16 protein-coding genes and 1 tRNA gene are annotated in these 20484 nt (G+C 37.6%); 3 read left to right on the top strand and 14 right to left on the bottom strand.

Going from position 1 to position 20484, the window contains the following annotated elements; translation table 11 throughout:
- Positions 1–397: 397 nt before the first annotated feature.
- The 4 genes from ACTJJF_RS21865 to ACTJJF_RS21850 form a co-directional block, all read right to left on the bottom strand.
- Positions 398–1846, bottom strand: coding sequence for a TolC family protein (locus ACTJJF_RS21865; protein ID WP_241310282.1), 1449 nt, complete (start codon positions 1844–1846; stop codon positions 398–400).
- The gene (locus ACTJJF_RS21860; RefSeq protein WP_440701007.1) at positions 1827–5018 is read right to left on the bottom strand and encodes an efflux RND transporter permease subunit; all 3192 of its coding nucleotides are present in this window, start codon (positions 5016–5018) and stop codon (positions 1827–1829) included. Before ACTJJF_RS21860 ends, ACTJJF_RS21865 begins: the two co-directional genes overlap by 20 nt.
- Before the next feature lie 21 nt (positions 5019–5039).
- Positions 5040–6122 (bottom strand): efflux RND transporter periplasmic adaptor subunit, encoded by a 1083-nt coding sequence (locus tag ACTJJF_RS21855; RefSeq protein ID WP_440701008.1) that lies wholly within the window; start codon positions 6120–6122, stop codon positions 5040–5042.
- A gap of 147 nt (positions 6123–6269) precedes the next feature.
- Positions 6270–6656: a hypothetical protein gene (locus ACTJJF_RS21850; protein WP_312302105.1), complete on the bottom strand. Its 387-nt coding sequence runs from the start codon at positions 6654–6656 to the stop codon at positions 6270–6272.
- A gap of 617 nt (positions 6657–7273) precedes the next feature.
- Here ACTJJF_RS21850 and ACTJJF_RS21845 point away from each other — a divergent pair.
- The gene (locus tag ACTJJF_RS21845) at positions 7274–7663 is read left to right on the top strand and encodes a hypothetical protein (RefSeq protein ID WP_312302104.1); all 390 of its coding nucleotides are present in this window, start codon (positions 7274–7276) and stop codon (positions 7661–7663) included.
- A gap of 35 nt (positions 7664–7698) precedes the next feature.
- Complete coding sequence (locus tag ACTJJF_RS21840; RefSeq protein WP_312302102.1) at positions 7699–8136, top strand: META domain-containing protein; 438 nt, start codon at positions 7699–7701, stop codon at positions 8134–8136.
- Between the two features lie 68 nt (positions 8137–8204).
- On the opposite strand, the gene ACTJJF_RS21835 is transcribed toward ACTJJF_RS21840, so the two are convergent.
- The 9 genes from ACTJJF_RS21835 to ACTJJF_RS21795 form a co-directional block, all read right to left on the bottom strand.
- Positions 8205–8462 (bottom strand): SemiSWEET transporter, encoded by a 258-nt coding sequence (locus ACTJJF_RS21835; RefSeq protein ID WP_312302100.1) that lies wholly within the window; start codon positions 8460–8462, stop codon positions 8205–8207.
- Positions 8463–8493: 31 nt separating this feature from the next.
- A complete protein-coding gene (locus ACTJJF_RS21830) occupies positions 8494–9528 on the bottom strand; it encodes an NAD(P)/FAD-dependent oxidoreductase (RefSeq protein WP_440701006.1) in 1035 nt (344 codons plus the stop codon).
- Between the two features lie 130 nt (positions 9529–9658).
- Complete coding sequence (gene gldN, locus ACTJJF_RS21825) at positions 9659–10597, bottom strand: gliding motility protein GldN (protein ID WP_312302097.1); 939 nt, start codon at positions 10595–10597, stop codon at positions 9659–9661.
- A 20-nt stretch (positions 10598–10617) separates the two neighbouring features.
- A complete protein-coding gene (locus ACTJJF_RS21820) occupies positions 10618–12210 on the bottom strand; it encodes a GldM family protein (RefSeq protein WP_312302096.1) in 1593 nt (530 codons plus the stop codon).
- A gap of 52 nt (positions 12211–12262) precedes the next feature.
- A complete protein-coding gene (gene gldL, locus ACTJJF_RS21815; protein WP_312302095.1) occupies positions 12263–12955 on the bottom strand; it encodes a gliding motility protein GldL in 693 nt (230 codons plus the stop codon).
- A gap of 60 nt (positions 12956–13015) precedes the next feature.
- Positions 13016–14437, bottom strand: a complete 1422-nt coding sequence (gene gldK, locus ACTJJF_RS21810) for a gliding motility lipoprotein GldK (RefSeq protein WP_312302093.1) — start codon at positions 14435–14437, stop codon at positions 13016–13018.
- 108 nt (positions 14438–14545) lie between these two features.
- Positions 14546–16399 (bottom strand): glutamine--fructose-6-phosphate transaminase (isomerizing), encoded by a 1854-nt coding sequence (glmS, locus tag ACTJJF_RS21805; protein ID WP_312302091.1) that lies wholly within the window; start codon positions 16397–16399, stop codon positions 14546–14548.
- Positions 16400–16432: 33 nt separating this feature from the next.
- On the bottom strand, positions 16433–18058 hold the full coding sequence (locus ACTJJF_RS21800; protein ID WP_312302090.1) for a DUF4270 family protein: 1626 nt from the start codon (positions 18056–18058) through the stop codon (positions 16433–16435).
- 13 nt (positions 18059–18071) lie between these two features.
- Positions 18072–18842, bottom strand: coding sequence for a glycogen/starch synthase (locus ACTJJF_RS21795; RefSeq protein WP_312302088.1), 771 nt, complete (start codon positions 18840–18842; stop codon positions 18072–18074).
- A 171-nt stretch (positions 18843–19013) separates the two neighbouring features.
- On the opposite strand from ACTJJF_RS21795, the gene panC reads away from it, so the two are divergent.
- Positions 19014–19862, top strand: a complete 849-nt coding sequence (gene panC / locus ACTJJF_RS21790; RefSeq protein ID WP_312302087.1) for a pantoate--beta-alanine ligase — start codon at positions 19014–19016, stop codon at positions 19860–19862.
- A 548-nt stretch (positions 19863–20410) separates the two neighbouring features.
- On the opposite strand, the gene ACTJJF_RS21785 is transcribed toward panC, so the two are convergent.
- Positions 20411–20483 (bottom strand) — tRNA-Lys (locus ACTJJF_RS21785).
- Position 20484 lies beyond the last annotated feature (1 nt).

Below are 20484 nucleotides of genomic sequence, written 5' to 3'. Positions count from 1 at the left end.
AAATCACATGAATTTGATTTAATATAAAAATCATTAGTTTTTCTATAGGTTTTAAGTATCAATCTTTCATTCTAATGTTTTATTATACAAAGCTAGTTCTGCACTGCGACAAAACGTGTCGTAATAAAAAACTTCTCGAAATGATCACTATGCTGTAAGCAATAGTAATATCATAGTTTTTATCTGGCATAAAGATGCAGTAAGAAAAGGGATGTCACAAATAGATTATCTATAAATTCATAAATCTATATACAAAAAAAACAACAATAAAAAAACACAAACTACTGACAAACAAAAGTTTACCGCTTAAAATTTTCTTTTTTATCCAAAATAAAAAGGCCAACTCAAAAGAATTGACCTTCAAACATTAACTGTTTATTGATTGAATTATGATGTCTTATTTCCAGCCGCCACCTAAGCTTTTGTAGATATCAACTACGGTACTCAGCTGTTTCTGTTTCGCTTCTATGAGTTCCATTTTTGCATCCAGTGCATCTCTTTGGTTCAAAAGGACTTCGAGGTAATCAGCTCTGGAATTACGGAACAATTGATTCGCAATATCAATAGACTGGTCCAGGGCTTTGGTTTCCTGGGATTTCAACTGATAATACTGATCGATATTTTTAATCTTTGACATCAGATTGGCAACATCCAGATAAGCACGCAGGATAACCTTATCATATTCATACAAAGCCTGGATCTGCTTGGCATCTGCTGTCTGAAAATTAGCTTTGATCGCACTTTTGTTAATCAGTGGACCAGCCAGTTCTCCTGCAAGGTTATAAGCAATAGATTCCGGCATTTTTACCAGATAGGAAGGTTTGAAGGCCTCTAATCCTAACGTTGCTGAAATCTCCAGCGATGGGTAAAACTCTTTTCTTGCCGCTTCCACATCCAGTTTTGATGCTTTCAGTTCCAGCTCTGCCTGCTTAATATCAGGACGGTTTGCCAATAACTGTGACGGAATTCCCGTATATACCGTTGGCGGAATGGTAGACATAAAGTTTTCCTTCGTTCTGACGATAGGCTGCGGATATCTACCCAACAAAGCATTGATCTCATTTTCCTTTTCCGTAATCTGCTGACGGATCGTATATTCTGATGCTTTGGATTTTGCCAGTTCTGCTTCAAACTTCTTCACCGCCAATTCAGTTGCAGCAGCAGCTTCTTTCTGGATTTTTGAAATCTCCAATGCTCTTTGCTGAAGTTTAATATATTGCTGTATAATATCAAGCTGATTGTCAAGTGCCAGTAATTCATAATAATTATCAGCCACCTCCTCAATCAGATTAGAGAGTACGAAGTTTTTGCCTTCTACTGTTGAAAGATAATGGGCTACTGCAGATTCCTTTTCGGTTCTTAGTTTTTTCCAGATATCAATTTCCCAGCTTGCGTTCAGCCCTGCACCAAAATTCCCAAGCGGATCCGGCATCTCTTTACCCGGCTCTATTTCTGTAGTAGCATCTCCTGCCCCTTCACTGGTATATCGGCCTGCTTTTTTCACTCCGGCTCCTACTCCGGCAGAAACAGTAGGTGTAAGTCTTCCTTTTTTGGCAAGTACACCACTCTTGGCAATTTCAATTTCCTGAAGAGTGATTAAAAGCTCCTGATTATTCTTTAATGCCGTTTCTATAAGGCTTACAAGATTAGGATCGGTAAAAAACTGTCTCCAGGGTGTTGTTCCACTGTTATTATTAGCGTCCTGCTGCTCTTCCTGATTAAAATTCTGAGGTATATTTTCTTTAACTTCGTCTTTTATGACTGTTGCCATAGGAGCTTTACAACTTGCTAAAACAAGAGATAACGCTATGGCTGTGATTATATTTTTAGTCTTCAAATTTTCCATCGTGTTCGTAAGGTTCAGTTTGTTCTGTTAAAGGGTTTTCTTCTTCATATCTCGCCAATCTCGACTTTTCAGCGATGGTTCCGAAAATATAATACAGTCCCGGAATGATCATTAATCCGAAAACGGTTCCGATCAGCATCCCTCCGGCCGCCGCAGTACCAATGGTCCTGTTCCCAATGGCTCCCGGCCCTGTTGCAATCACTAATGGAATCAACCCGGCAATAAATGCAAATGAGGTCATCAGGATCGGACGGAAACGGATTGCTGCTCCTTCAATAGCCGCTTTCGCTACAGGAATACCTTCTTCCGCTTTCTTCTGAACAGCAAATTCCACAATCAGTACCGCATTTTTACCTAAAAGTCCAATCAGCATAACCATGGCTACCTGAGCATAAATATTGTTTTCCAATCCTAAAAGTTTTAAACATAAAAAAGCTCCGAAAATTCCCACAGGAAGTGATAAAATAACCGGAAGAGGAAGAATAAAGCTTTCATATTGTGCGGAAAGAATCAGATAAACAAATCCTAAACATACCAGGAAGATAAATACCGCTTCATTACCACGGCTTACTTCATCTTTGGAAATCCCCGCCCAGTCGATACCGAAACCTCTCGGAAGGGTTTTATCCGCCACTTCCTGAATGGCTTTGATGGCCTGACCGCTACTGTATCCCGGTGCCGGCGTTCCACTCACCTCTGCGGAATTGTACATATTATGTCTCGTAATCTCAGACAACCCATACACTTTTTCAAGTCTCATAAAATCTGAATAAGGAACCATCTGGTCTTTATCATTTTTCACATATAACTTCAGAAGATCTGTTGGCAATGCACGATATTGCGGACCTGCCTGTACAATCACCTTATACGGTCTGTCGAAACGGATAAAACTCGTCTCATAGTTGGATCCGATTAATGTAGATAAGTTATCCATCGCTTTTTCAATGGTTACTCCTTTCTGCTCAGCCAGATCATTATCTATCCTCAGCATATACTGAGGGAAACTCGCAGAATAGAATGTAAATGCAGATCCCAGCTCCGGACGTTTTTTCAGCTCCTTTACAAAATCATTACTCACCTGTTCCATTTTATGATAATCTCCGCTGCCTGCCTTATCCAGCAAACGAAGCTCAAAACCTCCTGCTGCACCATATCCCGGAACAGAAGGCGGCTGGAAGAATTCAATATTGGCTCCGGGAATATTTTTGGCTTTTTCTTCGAGCTTTTCAATTATTTCGGCTGCAGATTCTTTTCGGTCTTCCCAGCTTTTCAGGTTGATCAGACAGGTTCCTGAGTTCGACCCGGTACCTTCTGTCAGAATCTCATATCCCGCCAGTGAAGAAACAGACTGTACCCCATCAATATCTTCAGATTCTCTCAAAAGTTCTCTTGCGATCTGGTTTGTTCTTTCCAGGGTAGATCCCGGAGGAGTCTGAATAATCGCATAGATCATCCCCTGATCTTCTGCCGGAATAAATCCTGAAGGAAGTGAATTGCTCAGGAAATAAGTGCATGCACAAAAAGCCAGCAACAACGGGAGTGTAATGGTCTTCTTCGTGACTGTTTTATTCAGCATCTTTTCATACTTCCCGGTTCCTTTGGTAAATACATTATTGAATTTGTCAAGGAAAAGGGTAACCGGAGTTTTCTTTTTAGGCTTTCCGTGGTTATTTTTCAGGATCAGAGCACATAAAGCAGGTGTCAGCGTAAGGGCTACGACCCCTGACAAGATAATGGATGATGCCATAGTAATAGAAAACTGACGATAGAATACCCCAACCGGTCCGGACATAAATGCAATCGGGATAAACACCGATGCCATCACCAGGGTAATAGCGATAATCGCTCCACTGATCTCATGCATGGCTTCTTCTGTTGCCTTTAAAGGTGAGAGATGTTTCTCTTCCATTTTAGCATGCACCGCCTCAATCACTACAATTGCATCATCTACTACAACCCCGATCGCCATTACCAATGCAAAGAGCGAGATCATATTCAGTGTAATTCCGAAGGCAGACATCACCGCAAAAGTTCCCACCAGTGAAACCGGAACCGCAAGTGCCGGAATGAGTGTTGAACGCCAGTCTCCAAGGAAAAGAAATACAACAATAGCTACCAATATGAAAGCTTCAAACAACGTATGAATTACTTTCTCCATAGAAGCATCCAGGAATCTGGAAACGTCATAACTGATATCATAATGCATTCCTTTCGGGAAATTATTTTTTTCAAGGTCTTTCATCAATGCTTTTACGTTTTTGATAACATCACTTGCATTGGATCCGTAAGACTGTTTTACCGTAATTGCGGCAGAAGGTTTACCATTCAAAGTAGAATAAATATCATACATTGAACTCCCGAATTCTATATCTGCAACATCTTTCAGTCTTACAGATTCACCATCGGGTTTGGCTTTTAAAATAATATTCCCGTAATCTTTTTCATTATTAAAACGTCCCGGATATTTCAGAACATATTCGAAAGACTGTGAACGTTTCCCTGAGCTCTCCCCTGTTTTTCCCGGAGAGGCTTCCAGACTTTGCTCGTTGAGCGATTCCATCACTTCATCTGCGGAAATGTTATAGGCGGTCAGACGGTCAGGTTTAAGCCAGATACGCATTGCATATTCACGGGTTCCGAGGATATCGGCAAAACCGACTCCGCTTACCCTTCTCAGCTCAGACATTACATTAATATCTGCATAGTTGAAAAGGAACTTCTGGTCAGCCTTCGGATCGTCACTGTACAGGTTGATGTACATCAGCATATTGGGTTCTTCACGGGTAATTTTCACCCCTTCACGTACTACCAGAGGTGGCAGTTTGTTCACTACTGAAGATACACGGTTCTGCACGTTTACAGCTGCCACATTGGGATCCGTCCCCAGGTCAAATACGATCTGAATAGACGCTTCCCCGTCGTTTCCGGCATCTGAGGTCATATATTTCATCCCGGGAACACCGTTAAGTCCTCTTTCCAACGGGATCACTACGGATTTGATCAATAATTCGTTGTTGGCTCCGGGATATTCTGCTGTAATATTTACTTTAGGCGGAGAAATGGAAGGGAACTGAGTCACCGGAAGTTTCACCAATGACAGGATCCCTAAAAATACAATAATCAGTGAGATTACTATAGACAGAACTGGTCTGCGAATGAATTTCTTAAACATACTTCTTCACTTTAGAGTCCATTACTCTGCTTTTAATTTCAATGACTGGAGAACCTTTTCGGGATTCTGGAATTTGGTTTTGATCTTCTGATCATCTTTCACTTTCTGAACACCTTCCAGAAGGATCTGATCTCCTTTTGAAATTCCGGAACTTACCACATATAAATCCGGAAGTTCATAAGCAATTTTAATATTTCTGGATTTGGCTGTTCCGTTTTTATCGATCACAAATACATATTTCTGATCCTGGATTTCATAGGTCGCTTTCTGTGGAATGATCAGTGCGTTATGCACCGGCATAGACATCTGTACTTTCCCTGTTTCACCGTTTCTCAGGAGTTTATCCGGATTAGGAAATTTAGCCCTGAAAGCAATATTTCCGGTCTCATTATCAAATTCTCCTTCAATGGTCTGGATTTCTCCTTTTTGTGAATAGGTTTCCCCGTTTGCCGTAATCAGAGCTACCTGATTGCTTCCTCTGTCTGCTGCATGAGTCTGATACGTTAAATATTCCGGTTCCGAAACATTGAAATAGGTATAGATGCTTGTATTATCTGACAATGAGGTCAGCAAATCTCCTTCATCCACAAGGCTTCCCAGTTTCAGAGGAATTCGGTTGATGATACCGGAAAACGGTGCTTTGATGTCTGTAAACGACAAATGGATCTGAGCAAGTTTCATCTCTGCGTTGGCAGCATCCAGTTTGGCTTTCGCCATTGCTTTTTCATTTTTAGAAACAATATTGTTCCCGGCCAGTGTACTTGCATTTTTCAGTTCAATAGAAGCCTGTTCCACTTCTGCTTTTGCTTTCAATAATTCTGCCTGGTATAGTTTAGGCATAATTCTGAATAAGGTCTGCCCTGCCTGCACATACTGTCCTTCATCCACGAAGATCTTCTCAAGAAACCCTTTTTCCTGGGCTCTGACTTCAATGTTTTTTACAGACTGGATCTGTGCAACGTATTCTTTGTTGATCACAGTATCCATCACTACAGGAGATGTCACCGGATATACCGTAACTTCTTCTTTTTCTTCTTTTTTCTTATTGCAGCCTACTGCCAACAGAAGGGCACTCAGCGCAATTCCCGAAGCAACTCTTTTTATCATAATTCTAGAGAGTTTATATAAATCGTTAATGTTTTGATTGGAAAAACGGTAATAGGGAGAATGACGATGTAATGATTACCGGCATATACAACACAGTGTCTTCCCACCTGAGATCAGGCAGAAAACAACATCAGAAATAAAATTTTAAATTCTAATGGAACGGATCAGAATAAATCTTTTGGTAGCCAGATCATGCACAAAGCCATGAACATCCGGCTTCAGCCTTTTATAGCTTTTTAACCCAAAAATATAAACCAGTGTGAAAACCCCGGCAATAACAACAATAGCCTGCCATACATCAGACAGCTGAAAGTCATTTTCCGCAAGCTCCAGAGTGGAATTGTCTATATTATCTGCCATTTGCTGAACGGAAAGCTTTTCATAAGTCTGGTTCAGACGGTTGGCTCTTTTGGGCATATGATGAGAAACATGACCGGAATAGTCATTTCGAAGTGTTTTAACATCAAGCCTGCTTTCCACTACAAAGAGCAGAAAAAGGCCGGTTAAAAAGTATACTATAAAATTTCTCATTTTGAAGTCGCAAATGTACATCCGGATTATCATACTATCATAGCAGATTAACAAAATTTAACGCTTCTTTAAAATACCTGAAATAAAGGATAAAGTTTTGAACAATTCTTCCTTTATCTAAAACAATATAACTCTCATTACTAACACCATAACAACAAAACCTTATATTCTTCAGGCTGGCCGAATTGTATCCTTAAGAAGAAATTCTGTCACCAGATTGTTGCTTTTTCCGACATTCCGAACAGACATTTTGTTAAAAAAACTAAAATTTATCATGATTCCGAAATATTAATACTGGCTTATTGGCATTCTCTGATTTTTGAATTATTTTTGCCGAAAATTTACAGAGCACATGAACAATGAAAAAAATACAATTTACTCCCCTGAAAACAAGACGGTTAAAAATACTGTCCTGATCCTTCAATCCTGAATTTCTTATAACAATTGTCACTTTTTTGTTTCCTGAAAAATGTTGTCTAAAAAGGCTTTTTGCAACATACCTGATTAAAAAACAACGTTAGTTTATGAAAAATTAACATATATTTATTAAAAATATTCGTATTTTTATATAGTATTAACACTTTATTTCATGAAACACTTTAAAATCACTTATCACTATGAAAAAATTATTAACACCAGTCCTTATAGGATTGACCATTCTCTCCTCAACAGCGTGTAAACATCCCGGAAAAGAAGCCGAGGTCATTACTACAGCTCCTGAAAATAAAGATGATATTTCCAAGAATATATACGTCGACAGCTATGGAGAAAAGATAGAAGTCACTATCAACAAGACCAAAAACACTGCTACCGTACATTTAAACGGTAAAACTTATGATCTTAAAAAAAGTGATGCTTTACCAGAGTATACAGCTTCCAATGAAGAGTATCAATACTCTGAAATCAAGGGAAATATCACTTTCCTGAAGAAGAATGTAGATATGGTGCTGTTTCATCTTAAACAGGCAAAAAAAGAGGCTGGCCCGGCAAAAATGGCATCGTATTAGCATAGAGTATTAACATTCGTACAAAAAAAGAAATTATGAAAAGTTTATATTATTATTTATCCGCTCTGGTTATTGCTACCTTCCTGGTTGTTTCTTGTAAGCCACAAGCTGCTACCCAAAAGCCAACCACTGATATTACAGGGAAGACATGGAAATTAACTGAGCTTTACGGAAAGCCTATCAATCTGAAAAATCCTAAAAACAATCCTCATTTCAAACTGAATATGGATGGGATGAGATATGAAGGTCATGCCGGGTGTAACGGATTTGGAGGAACATTTGAGATCAAGCCTGAAATGATGAGGATTAAATTTAATCAAGGAATGTCTACCATGATGGCTTGTGAAGATCTGGAAATTGAAAACCAGTTTACCAAAGCTGTTCTTGCAGCAGATAACTATTCTGTAAACGGGAATACACTGACTCTGAACAAAGCAAGAATGGCTCCTCTAGCTAAATTTGTTCTTGAATAAATAATTGTATCCCTTACAATAAAATACAAAGACGCCTCATTTTGAAGCGTCTTTTTTCTATTTTTATGTTATTTTCTGTTATAGATTATATAGCATATCAAAAGGCTTATATTGACGAGAACGGCAAATGAGTTTGACAAAATGATCGGCAGCTCATCTTTCATAAAACCGTACCATACCCATAATGAGAGTCCTGAAATAAGGACCAAAAGCATAACCAGAGAAATATCTTCAACATTTTTTTCCCTGATCACCTTGATCAGTTGCGGAATCATTGAGATGGAAGTCAGGACTCCTGCGATAATACCTAATACGTTCTCATTCATAAATACTAAGCCTATTTAAAAATTATACATACTATTGAAATCTGCTGATAGAAACTTCTTCATGTAAAGGAATATTTTCCTCTATAAAACGGAATAAATCTCTTGAAAAATAACATCCGTTCAAAATTCCACGAGCGCCCAATCCATTGAAAACATACAGATTGTTATGCGTATCATGTCTTCCGATGATTGGTCTTCTGTCTTTCACTGTAGGCCTGAATCCAAAATGTACCTCTTCCACTTCAAAATCGTAAGGATAAAATTCAGAAAGCCCATTGACCAATTGCGCTACTGCCGATTCATCAATATGATGGTGAAGCTGTTCCCTGTCATAAGTTCCCCCATAAAAATACAGACCGTTTCCAGTTGGAAATAAAAAGTGTTTCTTTTTGATGGTAATATTGTCCGGGACCGGTTGAGAAAGTTTCACCCTGATATGATGCCCTTTGTTAGGATTTACAGAAATTTCCGAAAAGAACGGATTATCTTTCACCCCCATTCCTTCACAAAAGATCACTTGCTTAAAAATAAGATCTTTGTAAGTTGATTCCGAAGGGCTCAGTTTTGTATAATCGAACTTTTCTTTTATCAAATGACCATTCTTTTCAAAATAATTGAATAACCCGGTAAAAAATCCATTAACATTAAGCCTTGCAGACTGATTGACCTTTCCTGTGAGAAAGTCGTTTTTTACTACGTTTAAACGATCAAAATTTTGGTCAAGAAAGTTAGAAAGTTCTTCATTTGCTGCTTTTTTCAGCCAGAGATTCTGCTCATTCACATCATGGAAAATCCTGTGAATAGGAGCATTGATCAGATAATTTTCTCCTGTATATGATTTGATTTCATTCAGACTGTCTTTAAGGAAGTCAATCTGTTTCTGTGCTTTCCAGAAAGTTGTAAATTTTTTAAGAACTACCGGATTGATAATCCCGGCAGAAACCTGTGAAGCACTTTTTCTTCCTTCTGAGAAGATTACAAACGATTTGTTATTTTTAATCAGCTGATGTGCTAAAAACAACCCTGCATACCCGTCACCTACAATAATATAATCTACATTTTTCATATGAGAAACTTCATTTATTTAAGGTCCTATGTAATCTCCTTATCCATTGATTATTGGGCTCAATAAACAAAAGGTGATTAAAAAAACCTGAGTAAAAATACTCAGGTTTTGTATAAATATCAAGTGAAATCTAGTAATTCCACATATCATTTTCCATTTCAAGGATCTGCGCTTTGATTCTATCGCTTTCTTCCAGCTGTTCATCAGCATTTCTAGGGATGTAGTCCTTGATAGTACCGTCTCCCAGACCGCTTGAAGATTTATAGATAATAGATGAGAATCTTCTTGCATTGATAATATCATCAAAAGACAGGTCGGCAGAAGAATTTTTTCTGTTGAAAACATAATTGTTAGCCAGAATATCTCTTGCATTTGGATAGAAGATCCAGAACAGGTCAATCAGCTCATCGTTTCCTGCAATTGGTTTTCCATCAGGACCGATCACTCCCTGTACTGCAGGATCTGGTCCCATAGCAGCAATACCAAGAGGTCTGTATTTCATCTGTCCGTCTCTCTTATCTACGAACCACATACCCATAATTTTAAGAACTTTTACTTTGTCAGTAGTGGTCTTAAATACGTCAGTATATTCTTTTTTCTCTTTTTCAGTTAATTGTCTTCCTGAGTTTAAGATATCAATAGCAGCATCGTTGATTCTAACGTTCTCCAATCTTTTCTGAATTCCTTCAGGTGAAAGTTTTACTGTGAAGTTTTCGTCATCATAAACCTGCTCAATTTTTCCACTTAAAGCAGCATCTAATAACAACTGATACAGCGATCTTGTAGGAGTAGAAAGAAGCCCATCCGGGTTATCATAGTAGAATGGCTGGTTGATCTTATCATTCATATCGATGATCTCCCAAACAAACATACTCTTCAGGATGTCTTTATCTTCAACAAATCCATATTCAAGAGGTTTTACTGTTTTATCTATAATAGTATCACCAACTTTTTGTTTGTTTTCCTCTCTCATCTGTCTGAACTCTTCCGGAGAAGAAGCATTCAGAATAGTCTGGGAAAAAGCAAATCCCGAAACTAATACTAAAAGGGTGCTAATATATTTTTTCATAATAAATTCCAATTTTAGTCCTATTGAACATTAATTAATATAGGAGTAATATTTTTAATCTGTTGTCCTTCCAGACCCTGAGCTGTTGCTTTAATATCAAAAATAGAAACTACATCTCCGCTTCTTAGGTTCTTGATCAATCCTGCAGCATCATTCAGTGAGTTACCGTGGATTAATAAAGCTGCTCTACCAGGTACTCTCACCATAAACTGAGTAACAGTAAATGATACAGGGAAATCAAAGTCAGGAATAGCTGCCTGTACAGATTGGTTCGGGATAGAAGTAGCCGGCATCGACAATACATTCTGGCCTCTCATCTGACCCTGAGGTGGCGGAACATTCTTGATTCTGTATTCAAATACCTGAGATACGGACTTACCATAAGGATCTACTCCGGATAATGTTAACTTAACAGTAGTACCGGTTGTAGGTTTTACGATCCATTTTCCAGGTCCTGTATTTCTTACAGAAGCTCCCGGAGCTGATAATGAAAGTTTAGAGTTATCAGCACCTAAGATTGATCCTGATACCGGGTTTTCAAGCCCTCTGTACATTACATTCATCTTATCAGCAGAAAGTAATAATCCTTTTTCAAGTTTTACTTCTCTAGGTCCTGCAATTACATTATAAGTGTGTGTCCAAGGGAAGCTTTGCGGCTTACCTGAAGCGTCTGTCAATGTAATAGTACCTCCTAATTTATGTTCACCGATTCCAGCACCAGAAATAGGAATGATACCTTTACCGTTTTCTTGTTTGCTAACTCCGGAAATACTGATCTTGTTACTGTTAGAATATGTACCTAACATTACTTTTACTTCAGCCTGTTTACCTGCCTGGATATCCGTAGGTCCTGAAACGATAGGCTCATAGCTTGTAAATTTGATGCTTGCATCTACTTTTTCCTGAAGTAATAATGCTAATGCATCAGACTGTACGTTTCTGGCATCATTTTGGATAATTTCCAAATTAGATATTGCAGCAATTAGCGGCTGGTGATAAAATTTATTCTGGAACCAAGTCTTTTCATTCGGAGATTTGCCTTTAGCATATTCCGCAATCAGAGACTTGTTTGCTCTTTCTACCAAATCTCTAAGCTGAGGATTGTTACCAAAAGTAGCATTGATATAATTTCTTACATCGTCTATTTTTGCTTTCAGATCCATCGCATTTTTTGAAGGTGAATTTTCGTCTCCTTCTTTAAAGAAGTATTCAGTAGTTGCTTCGTTATTGTTAAGTGCAGCAAAATTCTCACTTACATCAATATCTTTTCCTGTTTTAGGATCTTTATCGTGGAACTCAGATTGTTTTTTCAACAAATCTTTGATATCCTGTGCCGATTTTACCAATACATCAATCTTGGATTTCAGGACTTTATAGTCTTCCCAAGGTTTTGAATAAGTATCCGGAACCTGCTGAGCTTTTGCTTCCAGCGTTTTTTCAAAGATTTTTTCGTTCTTTCTCTCTGTTAAAGTTCTTGTTTCATTTAATGCTCTGGTAGAGTCATAGTATGATCTGATGATTTCTGCATCAATGTTGAGGGCCATCATTGCGATGAACACCAGATACATCAGGTTGATCATCTTCTGACGAGGGGTCTGTTTTCCTTGTGCCATTCTCTTTTCTTTGTTTTTTGATTAAGTAGTTAAATTTAGAAATGGTTAGGAATTAAGACTTCATCGCAGTTAGCATACCACCATAAACTCTATTTAAGTTATTAAGATTAGATGTTAAACCTTGTAGCTCTTGATTGAATTTCTCAGACTGCTCTGCAGATTTCTGCATATCTGCTACATATTTGTTAGCATATTCAGACTGTTTTTTACCATTCTCAAGTTGCATTGCATATAAAGCGTTCATACTTTCCATATGCTGAGCAGCTTTATTTAATTGCTCATTATATTTATGAGTAGAAGCAGATACGTCAACAGTTTGGTTGATCTGATCAACTGAGCTTGAAAACTTATTGATACCTGTTCTCAGACTTTCGAATAACTGAACGTCTAATTTTGCATCTTTAAGCATTTGATCTAATTTATTAGAAAGAGAGTTTTCTAATTCAGCAAACTGTGCATTAGTATTTTTAGTGGATACATTAGAATGCAATGGATTTGGGTTCGCATGCTTATCTAATAGTTCAGGATAAACATTTTCCCATGCATAAGACTCTTCAGTTTTTGGAGGGTCAAATGCGAAAATGATAAAGATAATAGCTTCAGTAATAAGCCCTACGGTAAGAGCGATATTACCATTAATTGGTCCCAGAGTAATGTGAGTAATTTTAAGCCAAGCTCCAAGAATTACAATTGCAGCACCGAATGAATAGAAGAAATTCATCCAAGCATCTTTAGTCTTAAACATATTGAGTTAGTTTTTTTAATGTTAAATAAAATTGTATTGAAAATAATTGTTTTGAGTTGATTATCTGTTAACTCTTCTTGGCTTTACAGCTGCTTCAGGAATATCCTGAACAGTTCTGAATCCGATATAGCTTCTTGCTGAATCTTTTCTTTCCCAGTCTCTTGCACCGGTCATCAAAGCATATCCTATATCTTTCCAAGATCCTCCTCTTACAGATTTCTTAGTATCCTTTTTATCTTTAGTAGAAGGATTTAAAGTAGAAGAGAACCCGTATGAAGAGTTGTTATAAGCAGATACTGTCCACTCAGAAACGTTTCCAGCCATATCAAATAACCCAAACCCATTTTTCTTAAATTTCTTAACTGGAGCTGTATATGTATAAGTACCTTTTTTCTCGTCTTCCATGTAGTTACCTCTCTTAGGTTTGAAGTTTGCCAGGTAGCAACCTCTGTCATCCATTAAGTATGGACCTCCCCAAGGGTAAGTAGCATTCTGCATTCCCCCTCTTGCAGCATATTCCCATTCGATCTCAGTTGGAAGACGGAACTGCAATGGTCTTTGTTTTTTTCTTTTTAAACTTTCGTTGTAATCAGTTTTCAATTTAGATCTGAAGTTACAATAAGCTCTTGCCTGATCCCAGGTTACACCCACTACAGGATAGTCTTTGTAAGCCTTGTGCCAGAAATACTGCTCAAACAATGGCTCATTGTAAGCAAAGTGGAAATCTTTTACCCAAACGGTTGTATCCGGATAGATAGCGATACTCTCACTCTTCAGGTAGTTGATCCCTCTTTCGTTATCAGCAACAGCAGCATCCATATCTCCCCAACGGTAAGTATATTTAAGCTTGCTGACATCTAAAATTCTTTCGTTTCCAATTCTTGAAGAAGAAGGCAGATACATAGATTCTAAAACTTCTGCGTATTCTACATCCGGATATTTTGATGTACTCCAGTGTAATGGAATTTTCCAGTCTAATCTTTTGCTGGCATCATAGGTTCCGTCTTCACGGCCCCCCTGGCCTTCCATATATTCTTGATAAGGTGTTAAATTTTCTTCTTTTTTAGCAAGGTATGCGTAATCTCCTATGCTTGCTCCTTTACGTCCACCTTCGTCACCACCTTCTCCGGCAGCTTCAGCAAGTAAAGTTCTTGCGATAGAATCTCTTACGTAGTTGATAAATACCCTGTACTCTGCATTGGTAGTTTCTGCTTCATCCATAAAGAAGGAAGAAACAGTAACACTTTTCAATGATGCTTTTTCAGGTGTATTTGTCGGATCCTGATCTGCTAAACCAGCAACAAATGAACCTGCAGGAATTGCAACCATTCCGTATGGTCTTTCCGCAACAAATGATTTTGTTTTTTCTCTTGGTATCAATTCTCCTTTTGTTCCTGGCTTCCCTACAGAAGAGCTGCCACCACCTGAACAAGATACCGATGCTACCGACGCAGACAATAATAAAAGAAATATCCTTTTCATGTTAATTTTTATAATTAAGCCGTAAATATATAATTTTTTTAAGAAACTTTTAAGATTTTTTTTGAAATAACGGAAGAAATCTAAATTTATTTTATTTACAACAACTTTTTATTCCACGGTTACAGATTTTGCCAGGTTTCTCGGTTGGTCTACGTTGGCTCCTCTATATACTGCGATGTAGTAAGCAAGCAGTTGCAGAGGTACGGAAGCAACGATTGGAGAGAAACATTCTGACGTTTCAGGAACTTCAATAACATAATCTGCCATTTCACTTACCTGACGGTCTCCTTTATTAACAACAGCGATAATTTTTCCTTTTCTCGCTTTAATTTCCTGAACATTACTTACAATTTTATCATAGTGACCTTTTTTAGGCGCTATAATTACAATCGGCATATTTTCATCGATCAGGGCAATCGGACCGTGTTTCATTTCTGCAGCCGGGTATCCTTCTGCATGGATATAAGAAATTTCTTTTAATTTTAATGCTCCTTCAAGGGCAGCAGGATAATTGTATCCTCTTCCCAAATAAAGGAAATTGGTAGCTTTCACGAAATCTTTAGCAATATTCTGAGTCAGCTCATGGGTTGTGCTCAACACTTCTTCTATTTTCTTAGGAATAGCATCAAGCTCAGCAATTAAACTCATAAATTCAGCATTTCCTAAGTTTCCGTTATGTTTTCCTAATTTAAATGCAATTAAAGTAAGAATCGTAAGCTGTGCAGTGAATGCTTTTGTAGAAGCAACCCCGATCTCAGGACCGGCATGGGTGTATGAGCCTGCATCTGTAATTCTTGCAATGGAAGAATCTACAACATTACATATACCATATATAAATGCTCCTTTTTCTTTTGCCAGTTTTAAAGCAGCCATTGTATCTGCAGTTTCTCCTGACTGGGAAATTGCGATCACCACATCTTTATCTGTAATAATCGGGTTTCTGTATCTGAACTCTGAAGCATATTCCACTTCTACAGGGATTCTTGCATACTCTTCAATAAGGTATTCTCCGATAAGACCTGCATGCCATGATGTTCCGCAAGCGATAATGATAATTCTGTTGGCATTTTTGAATCTTTCCACATGATCCCAGATTCCTGCCATTTTGATGACTCCTTCATCTACAAGAAGTCTTCCTCTCATCGTATCGTGTACAGACTTAGGCTGTTCAAAGATTTCTTTAAGCATGAAATGCTCATACCCTCCTTTTTCAATCTGCTCTAAGCTCAGTTTAAGCTCCTGAATTTCAGGTTCTATTTTAGAGTTCTCACTGATGGTTCTGATATCTACCCCTCCTTCAAGAGAAATTGTTGCCATATGCCCTTCTTCAAGGTAAATAGCTTCTTTTGTAAATTCTACGAAAGGAGAAGCATCAGAAGCAATGAAATATTCTTTATCTCCGATTCCAATGGCCAGTGGAGATCCTAATCTTCCTACTACCAATACTCCGGGATAATCTTCATGAAGTGCCGTAATAGCATATGCTCCGTATACTTCATTCAATGCATATCTTACTGCCGTTGGAAAATCAATTTCCGGATTCAGATCCATGAAATACTGGATAAGGTTTACCAATACTTCCGTATCAGTTTCTGACTTGAAAGTAAATCCTTTTTCAGTAAGCATTGTTTTAATAGTATCATAGTTTTCAATAATACCATTGTGTACAATCGCTATTTTTCCGTTGTTTGACAAATGCGGGTGTGAATTTCTGTCACTAGGAACCCCATGGGTAGCCCAACGTGTGTGCCCCATCCCAATTTTGGCTGTTCCTTTAAGATTTTTCGAAATATTCACTAAATCTTCAACTTTACCTTTTGTTTTCTCTACTTCAAACTTATTACCTGAACCTTCTAAAACAATACCGGCACTGTCATACCCTCTATATTCTAGTCTTCTAAGACCATTGATTACAATTTCGTAAGCGTCTTGAAAACCTGTATATCCTACTATTCCGCACATATTTTATCTTGTCTTGTGTTGTTTATTGTGTTTTTATTTTTTTGTAGCGTACGTTACTTTCAGCTGAGCTCTGTTAGCATTTGTTGATTCGCTTCCAACCAGCACCACTCTGTTCATATCAATAGCTCTGGTTGTATTCTGAACTCCCAGAAGAGCTCCTGTGGATGTTCCTACGAATGATCCTAAATTGATGTAAAATTCTCTATTAGCTACGGGAACGTCCTGCCCGTTTATTTTTTCCGTTTTCCCTTCAATAATATCTTTCAAGGTTTTTGTCACGACAAAATCATAATACTCCGGAGACGGCTTGTAATAATATAAGCTAAGTCCGGCTGTTGTGTCTAAAGAAAATTTAAATTTGGATAGATCAGCTAAATCTTTATTAAAGATGATAAATCTGCGGTCCTCCGTTGAATTTTTATTAACCCAGCTTGAAGGATCTACAAATAATCTGATTTTGGCTCCTACAATACCTATTTTATCCTTTGCATATGCTGCTTTAAGAGCCTCAATAGTTTCATCTTTGATTTTTAATACTGCTGAAGGTCCTCCCATACTCTGAACAAAAAGTTTCGCATCACCATTAGCAGGATTGCTTGTTGCTAAAGCTCCTTCAACCGCAGATCCGGATCTCTCGTATTCATACAGACCGATATGGGCATTGGCACCTCCTAAATTGAATTTAAGTGATGTCTGTGGGTGGGTTACTACTCCATTCTCTGTTTTATCATATTTATAATACATGATAAGCTCCATGTCATTAGGTGAGAACTGGAAAAGATAACGGTCTGTTTCTTCTACAGAAAGTTTGATTCCTTTAATGTGTCTGATAAAGTTGGATGCATCCTGAAGCTCAGGTTTTCCTTTCTTATCCAACACCTGAGTCTGGAAGAAATCCGTATTGCTTAATTTTATTCTGAATCCAAGGTTTCCTGTAAACACGTTTGAATTATCAGATTTTCTTGTGATGGAAACCGTATTTACTTTTCCGTCAAAAACTCCTGATCCTAATAATGCTCCTGTACTTACATTGGCATTAGAACGGGTAAACGCATCATTGTTGGTATCCAGGAATGTGGTTACCTCATGTACATTGATCTTCATTGATTTGAAAGCCCCTCCGATTTTACCGTATTTACGAACCGGGTAGGTCTTCTTCTCTATAGCAACAGCTACATTTTCCGTTCCTACAGGGAAATCACTTTTCTCGTAATTATTCGTGGTTAATGAATCTTTTTCAAAAAAGTAAGTATTGGAAAGCGTATTGGCCGGCGGTCTTAATACTAAAACAACCGAGTCAACCTTTGGATTAGGTCCGTTAAAGTCAAAATTGTTAACCGGCATTCTCAACTGGGTAACATAGGATGCTTTCTGCATTCCAAACTGCCCTTCAGTAAAGGCTCCAAGAACGCCAACCGATATACTTTGCCCGCTTTCAGTAAGTCCTGTGATCATTCTGGAAGCATCACTTCTGATGGAGTCATTATTATTATAATTATAAGCAATAATATCATAAGAAATCTCGTTTCCTTCAGCTGCATCCTGATTAAACAGCTGTTCTCCCAGAGAATCTGTTTCAGGTTCACAATTATAAAGGATTGTACTTCCGAAAATCGCCAGTAAAAGCATGGCGAAAGTCCTTTTAAGAGTATGAGTCATTAAAAATGTGTTTTTAATAAAGTTGATTTATTGAATCTATGTCAAGATATTCCGACTTTTGAGTCGCTGTCTGATTGAAAGCCTGATCCAGATCTTCATCCAGGAATTCATCGCCTTTCACCACTGTATCCACATAGTTCATACTTTCGATAACAAAGCTTTTGATTGTTGGGTTATCTAACGCTTTTAATCCTGAAATATTATCAAACTTCAGTTTTTCATCAATCTTTTTATCAAGATCTGCGTCTTTCTCATTGTATAAAGAAAGTACAATTTTAGCGTCTTTGAAATAAGTATCCGATTCGTAATATGTTTTAAGATAAATTGGAACAAAAGAGGACATCCAACCGTTCAGGTGGATCACATCCGGCACCCAGTTCAGCTTCTTGATCGTTTCAATCACTCCTCTTGCAAAGAAAATGGCTCTTTCGTCATTATCATCGAAAGGGTTTCCTTCATCATCGAAATAATATTGCTTTCTTTTGAAGTATTCTTCATTGTCAATAAAGTAAACCTGAAGTCTTTCCCCCGGAAGAGACGCTACTTTAATGATTAGAGGCTGATCCAGATCATTAATGATAATATTCATTCCTGAAAGACGGATCACCTCATGAAGCTGGAATTTCCGCTCACTTATTTGTCCAAATCTTGGCATAAAAACTCTTACATCATTGCCTTCTTGGTGCATCTTAAGTGCCATTTTGTTTACCACTGCAGCCATATTTGTATCTTCCTGATATGGATACATCTCTGTAGTAATGTACAGTATTTTTTGATTCGGCATAAACTTTCTATCTAATTTTTGTAAAAATGCTTTAATGTGCAAAATTACAAAAAAACATCCAACATTATTTTAATTAACATTTTTTTACGAAAATTCCGTTTTTCAAATTATTAAAAACACATATTATTATATGATATTTTTAGTATTTTTGAAATAGTATTAAAATAAACTATGGAAGTTATAAAAAACAGGAAAGTCCTTCAGGATTTCATTGAAAGACAGAAAGAAATGGGAAAAAGAATCGGCTTTGCCCCTACTATGGGAGCCCTGCATAAAGGCCATCTTTCCCTGTATGAAGAAGCAAAAAAGGAGAATGACCTTGTGATTTCTTCAATTTTTGTAAATCCAACCCAGTTCAATAATGCGGAGGATCTTGAAAAATACCCTAGAGATATCAACAGAGATATTCTGATTCTGGAAAAATCCGGTCTTGTAGATGCGGTTTATATCCCGGAAGTGGCTGATATCTACCCTGAAAAGACAGAAAGTAAACATTATGATTTTGACGGACTGGAAAATGAAATGGAAGGAAAATCAAGGCCTGGTCATTTTGATGGGGTAGGAACTGTGGTGGAAGAACTTTTCAGACAGGTACAGCCTGATAATGCCTATTTCGGAGAAAAAGACTTCCAGCAACTTGCCATCATCAGAAAAATGGTAGAAAAAACACATCTTCCTGTAAAAATAGTTGGTGTTCCTATCTACAGGGCTGAAAACGGACTGGCCTTAAGCTCAAGAAATCAAAGACTTCAAGAAAACCGTAAAGAAGCCTCTAAAATCATTTATGAAACCCTGAAAAAGGTAAACGACTGGTTCAGAACAGTGTCCATCCCGGAAATCAAGGAAAGGGTAACCGATATTTTTGACCAGCAGCAGGGAATGAAACTGGAATACTTTCTGATTGCAGATGAAAAGACACTTCAGGAAACGGATTTCTTCTACAAAGACAGAAACTTCAGAGCTTTCATTGTAGTAGTGGTAGACGGAGTAAGATTAATTGACAATATGCATCTGGATTAATATTGCACTATTTTTCCTCAACAATATAACAACTCTGGTCAATTTCGTGGCCAGAGCTTTTTATTTAACATGGTCTCTATAGTATTTGGAATCAGGTACAAACCGGGATCAAGCGCAAAATTTAGGGACTAGATACAAAAATAGTTAATCCGAATAGAAAGGAAGTTCTGTCTTTTACTCCTCTAAGCTTTATACTGAATTTTATTTAACGCAAAGACAAATGCAATTCATTATTGATAAGGGAGCTAAGAAAGCGACAAAGGTTGCTGATGAAGCGATGTAAATATACGTACGCTTAGAAAGAATCAATACAATTGATTCAATTTTTGCTTCCTAAAATAAAACACCGGATAATAAAAATCTTTTGCGTTAAATTTTAAAATTAAATAGAGCTGAATATTGTAAACCTCCAACTTTTGAACCTGATCCCATTTTTATTTTAAATCTTCAGCTTTACACAAAAAAATCAAAGGCCTCCGGAAGGAAGCCTTTGAAACACCAAATCACAAAATATTAATATGAAAAAAATTTACTTTTCAGTAAACTTGTGACCCGGCTGGGATTCGAACCCAGGACCCATACATTAAAAGTGTATTGCTCTACCAGCTGAGCTACCGAGTCG

The sequence above is a fragment of the Chryseobacterium sp. 22458 genome (genome assembly GCF_052044975.1).
Classification (GTDB): Bacteria; Bacteroidota; Bacteroidia; order Flavobacteriales; family Weeksellaceae; genus Chryseobacterium.
The sequence above is the reverse complement of the archived record's forward strand: the minus strand, read 5'-3'. Positions and strand labels throughout refer to the sequence as shown.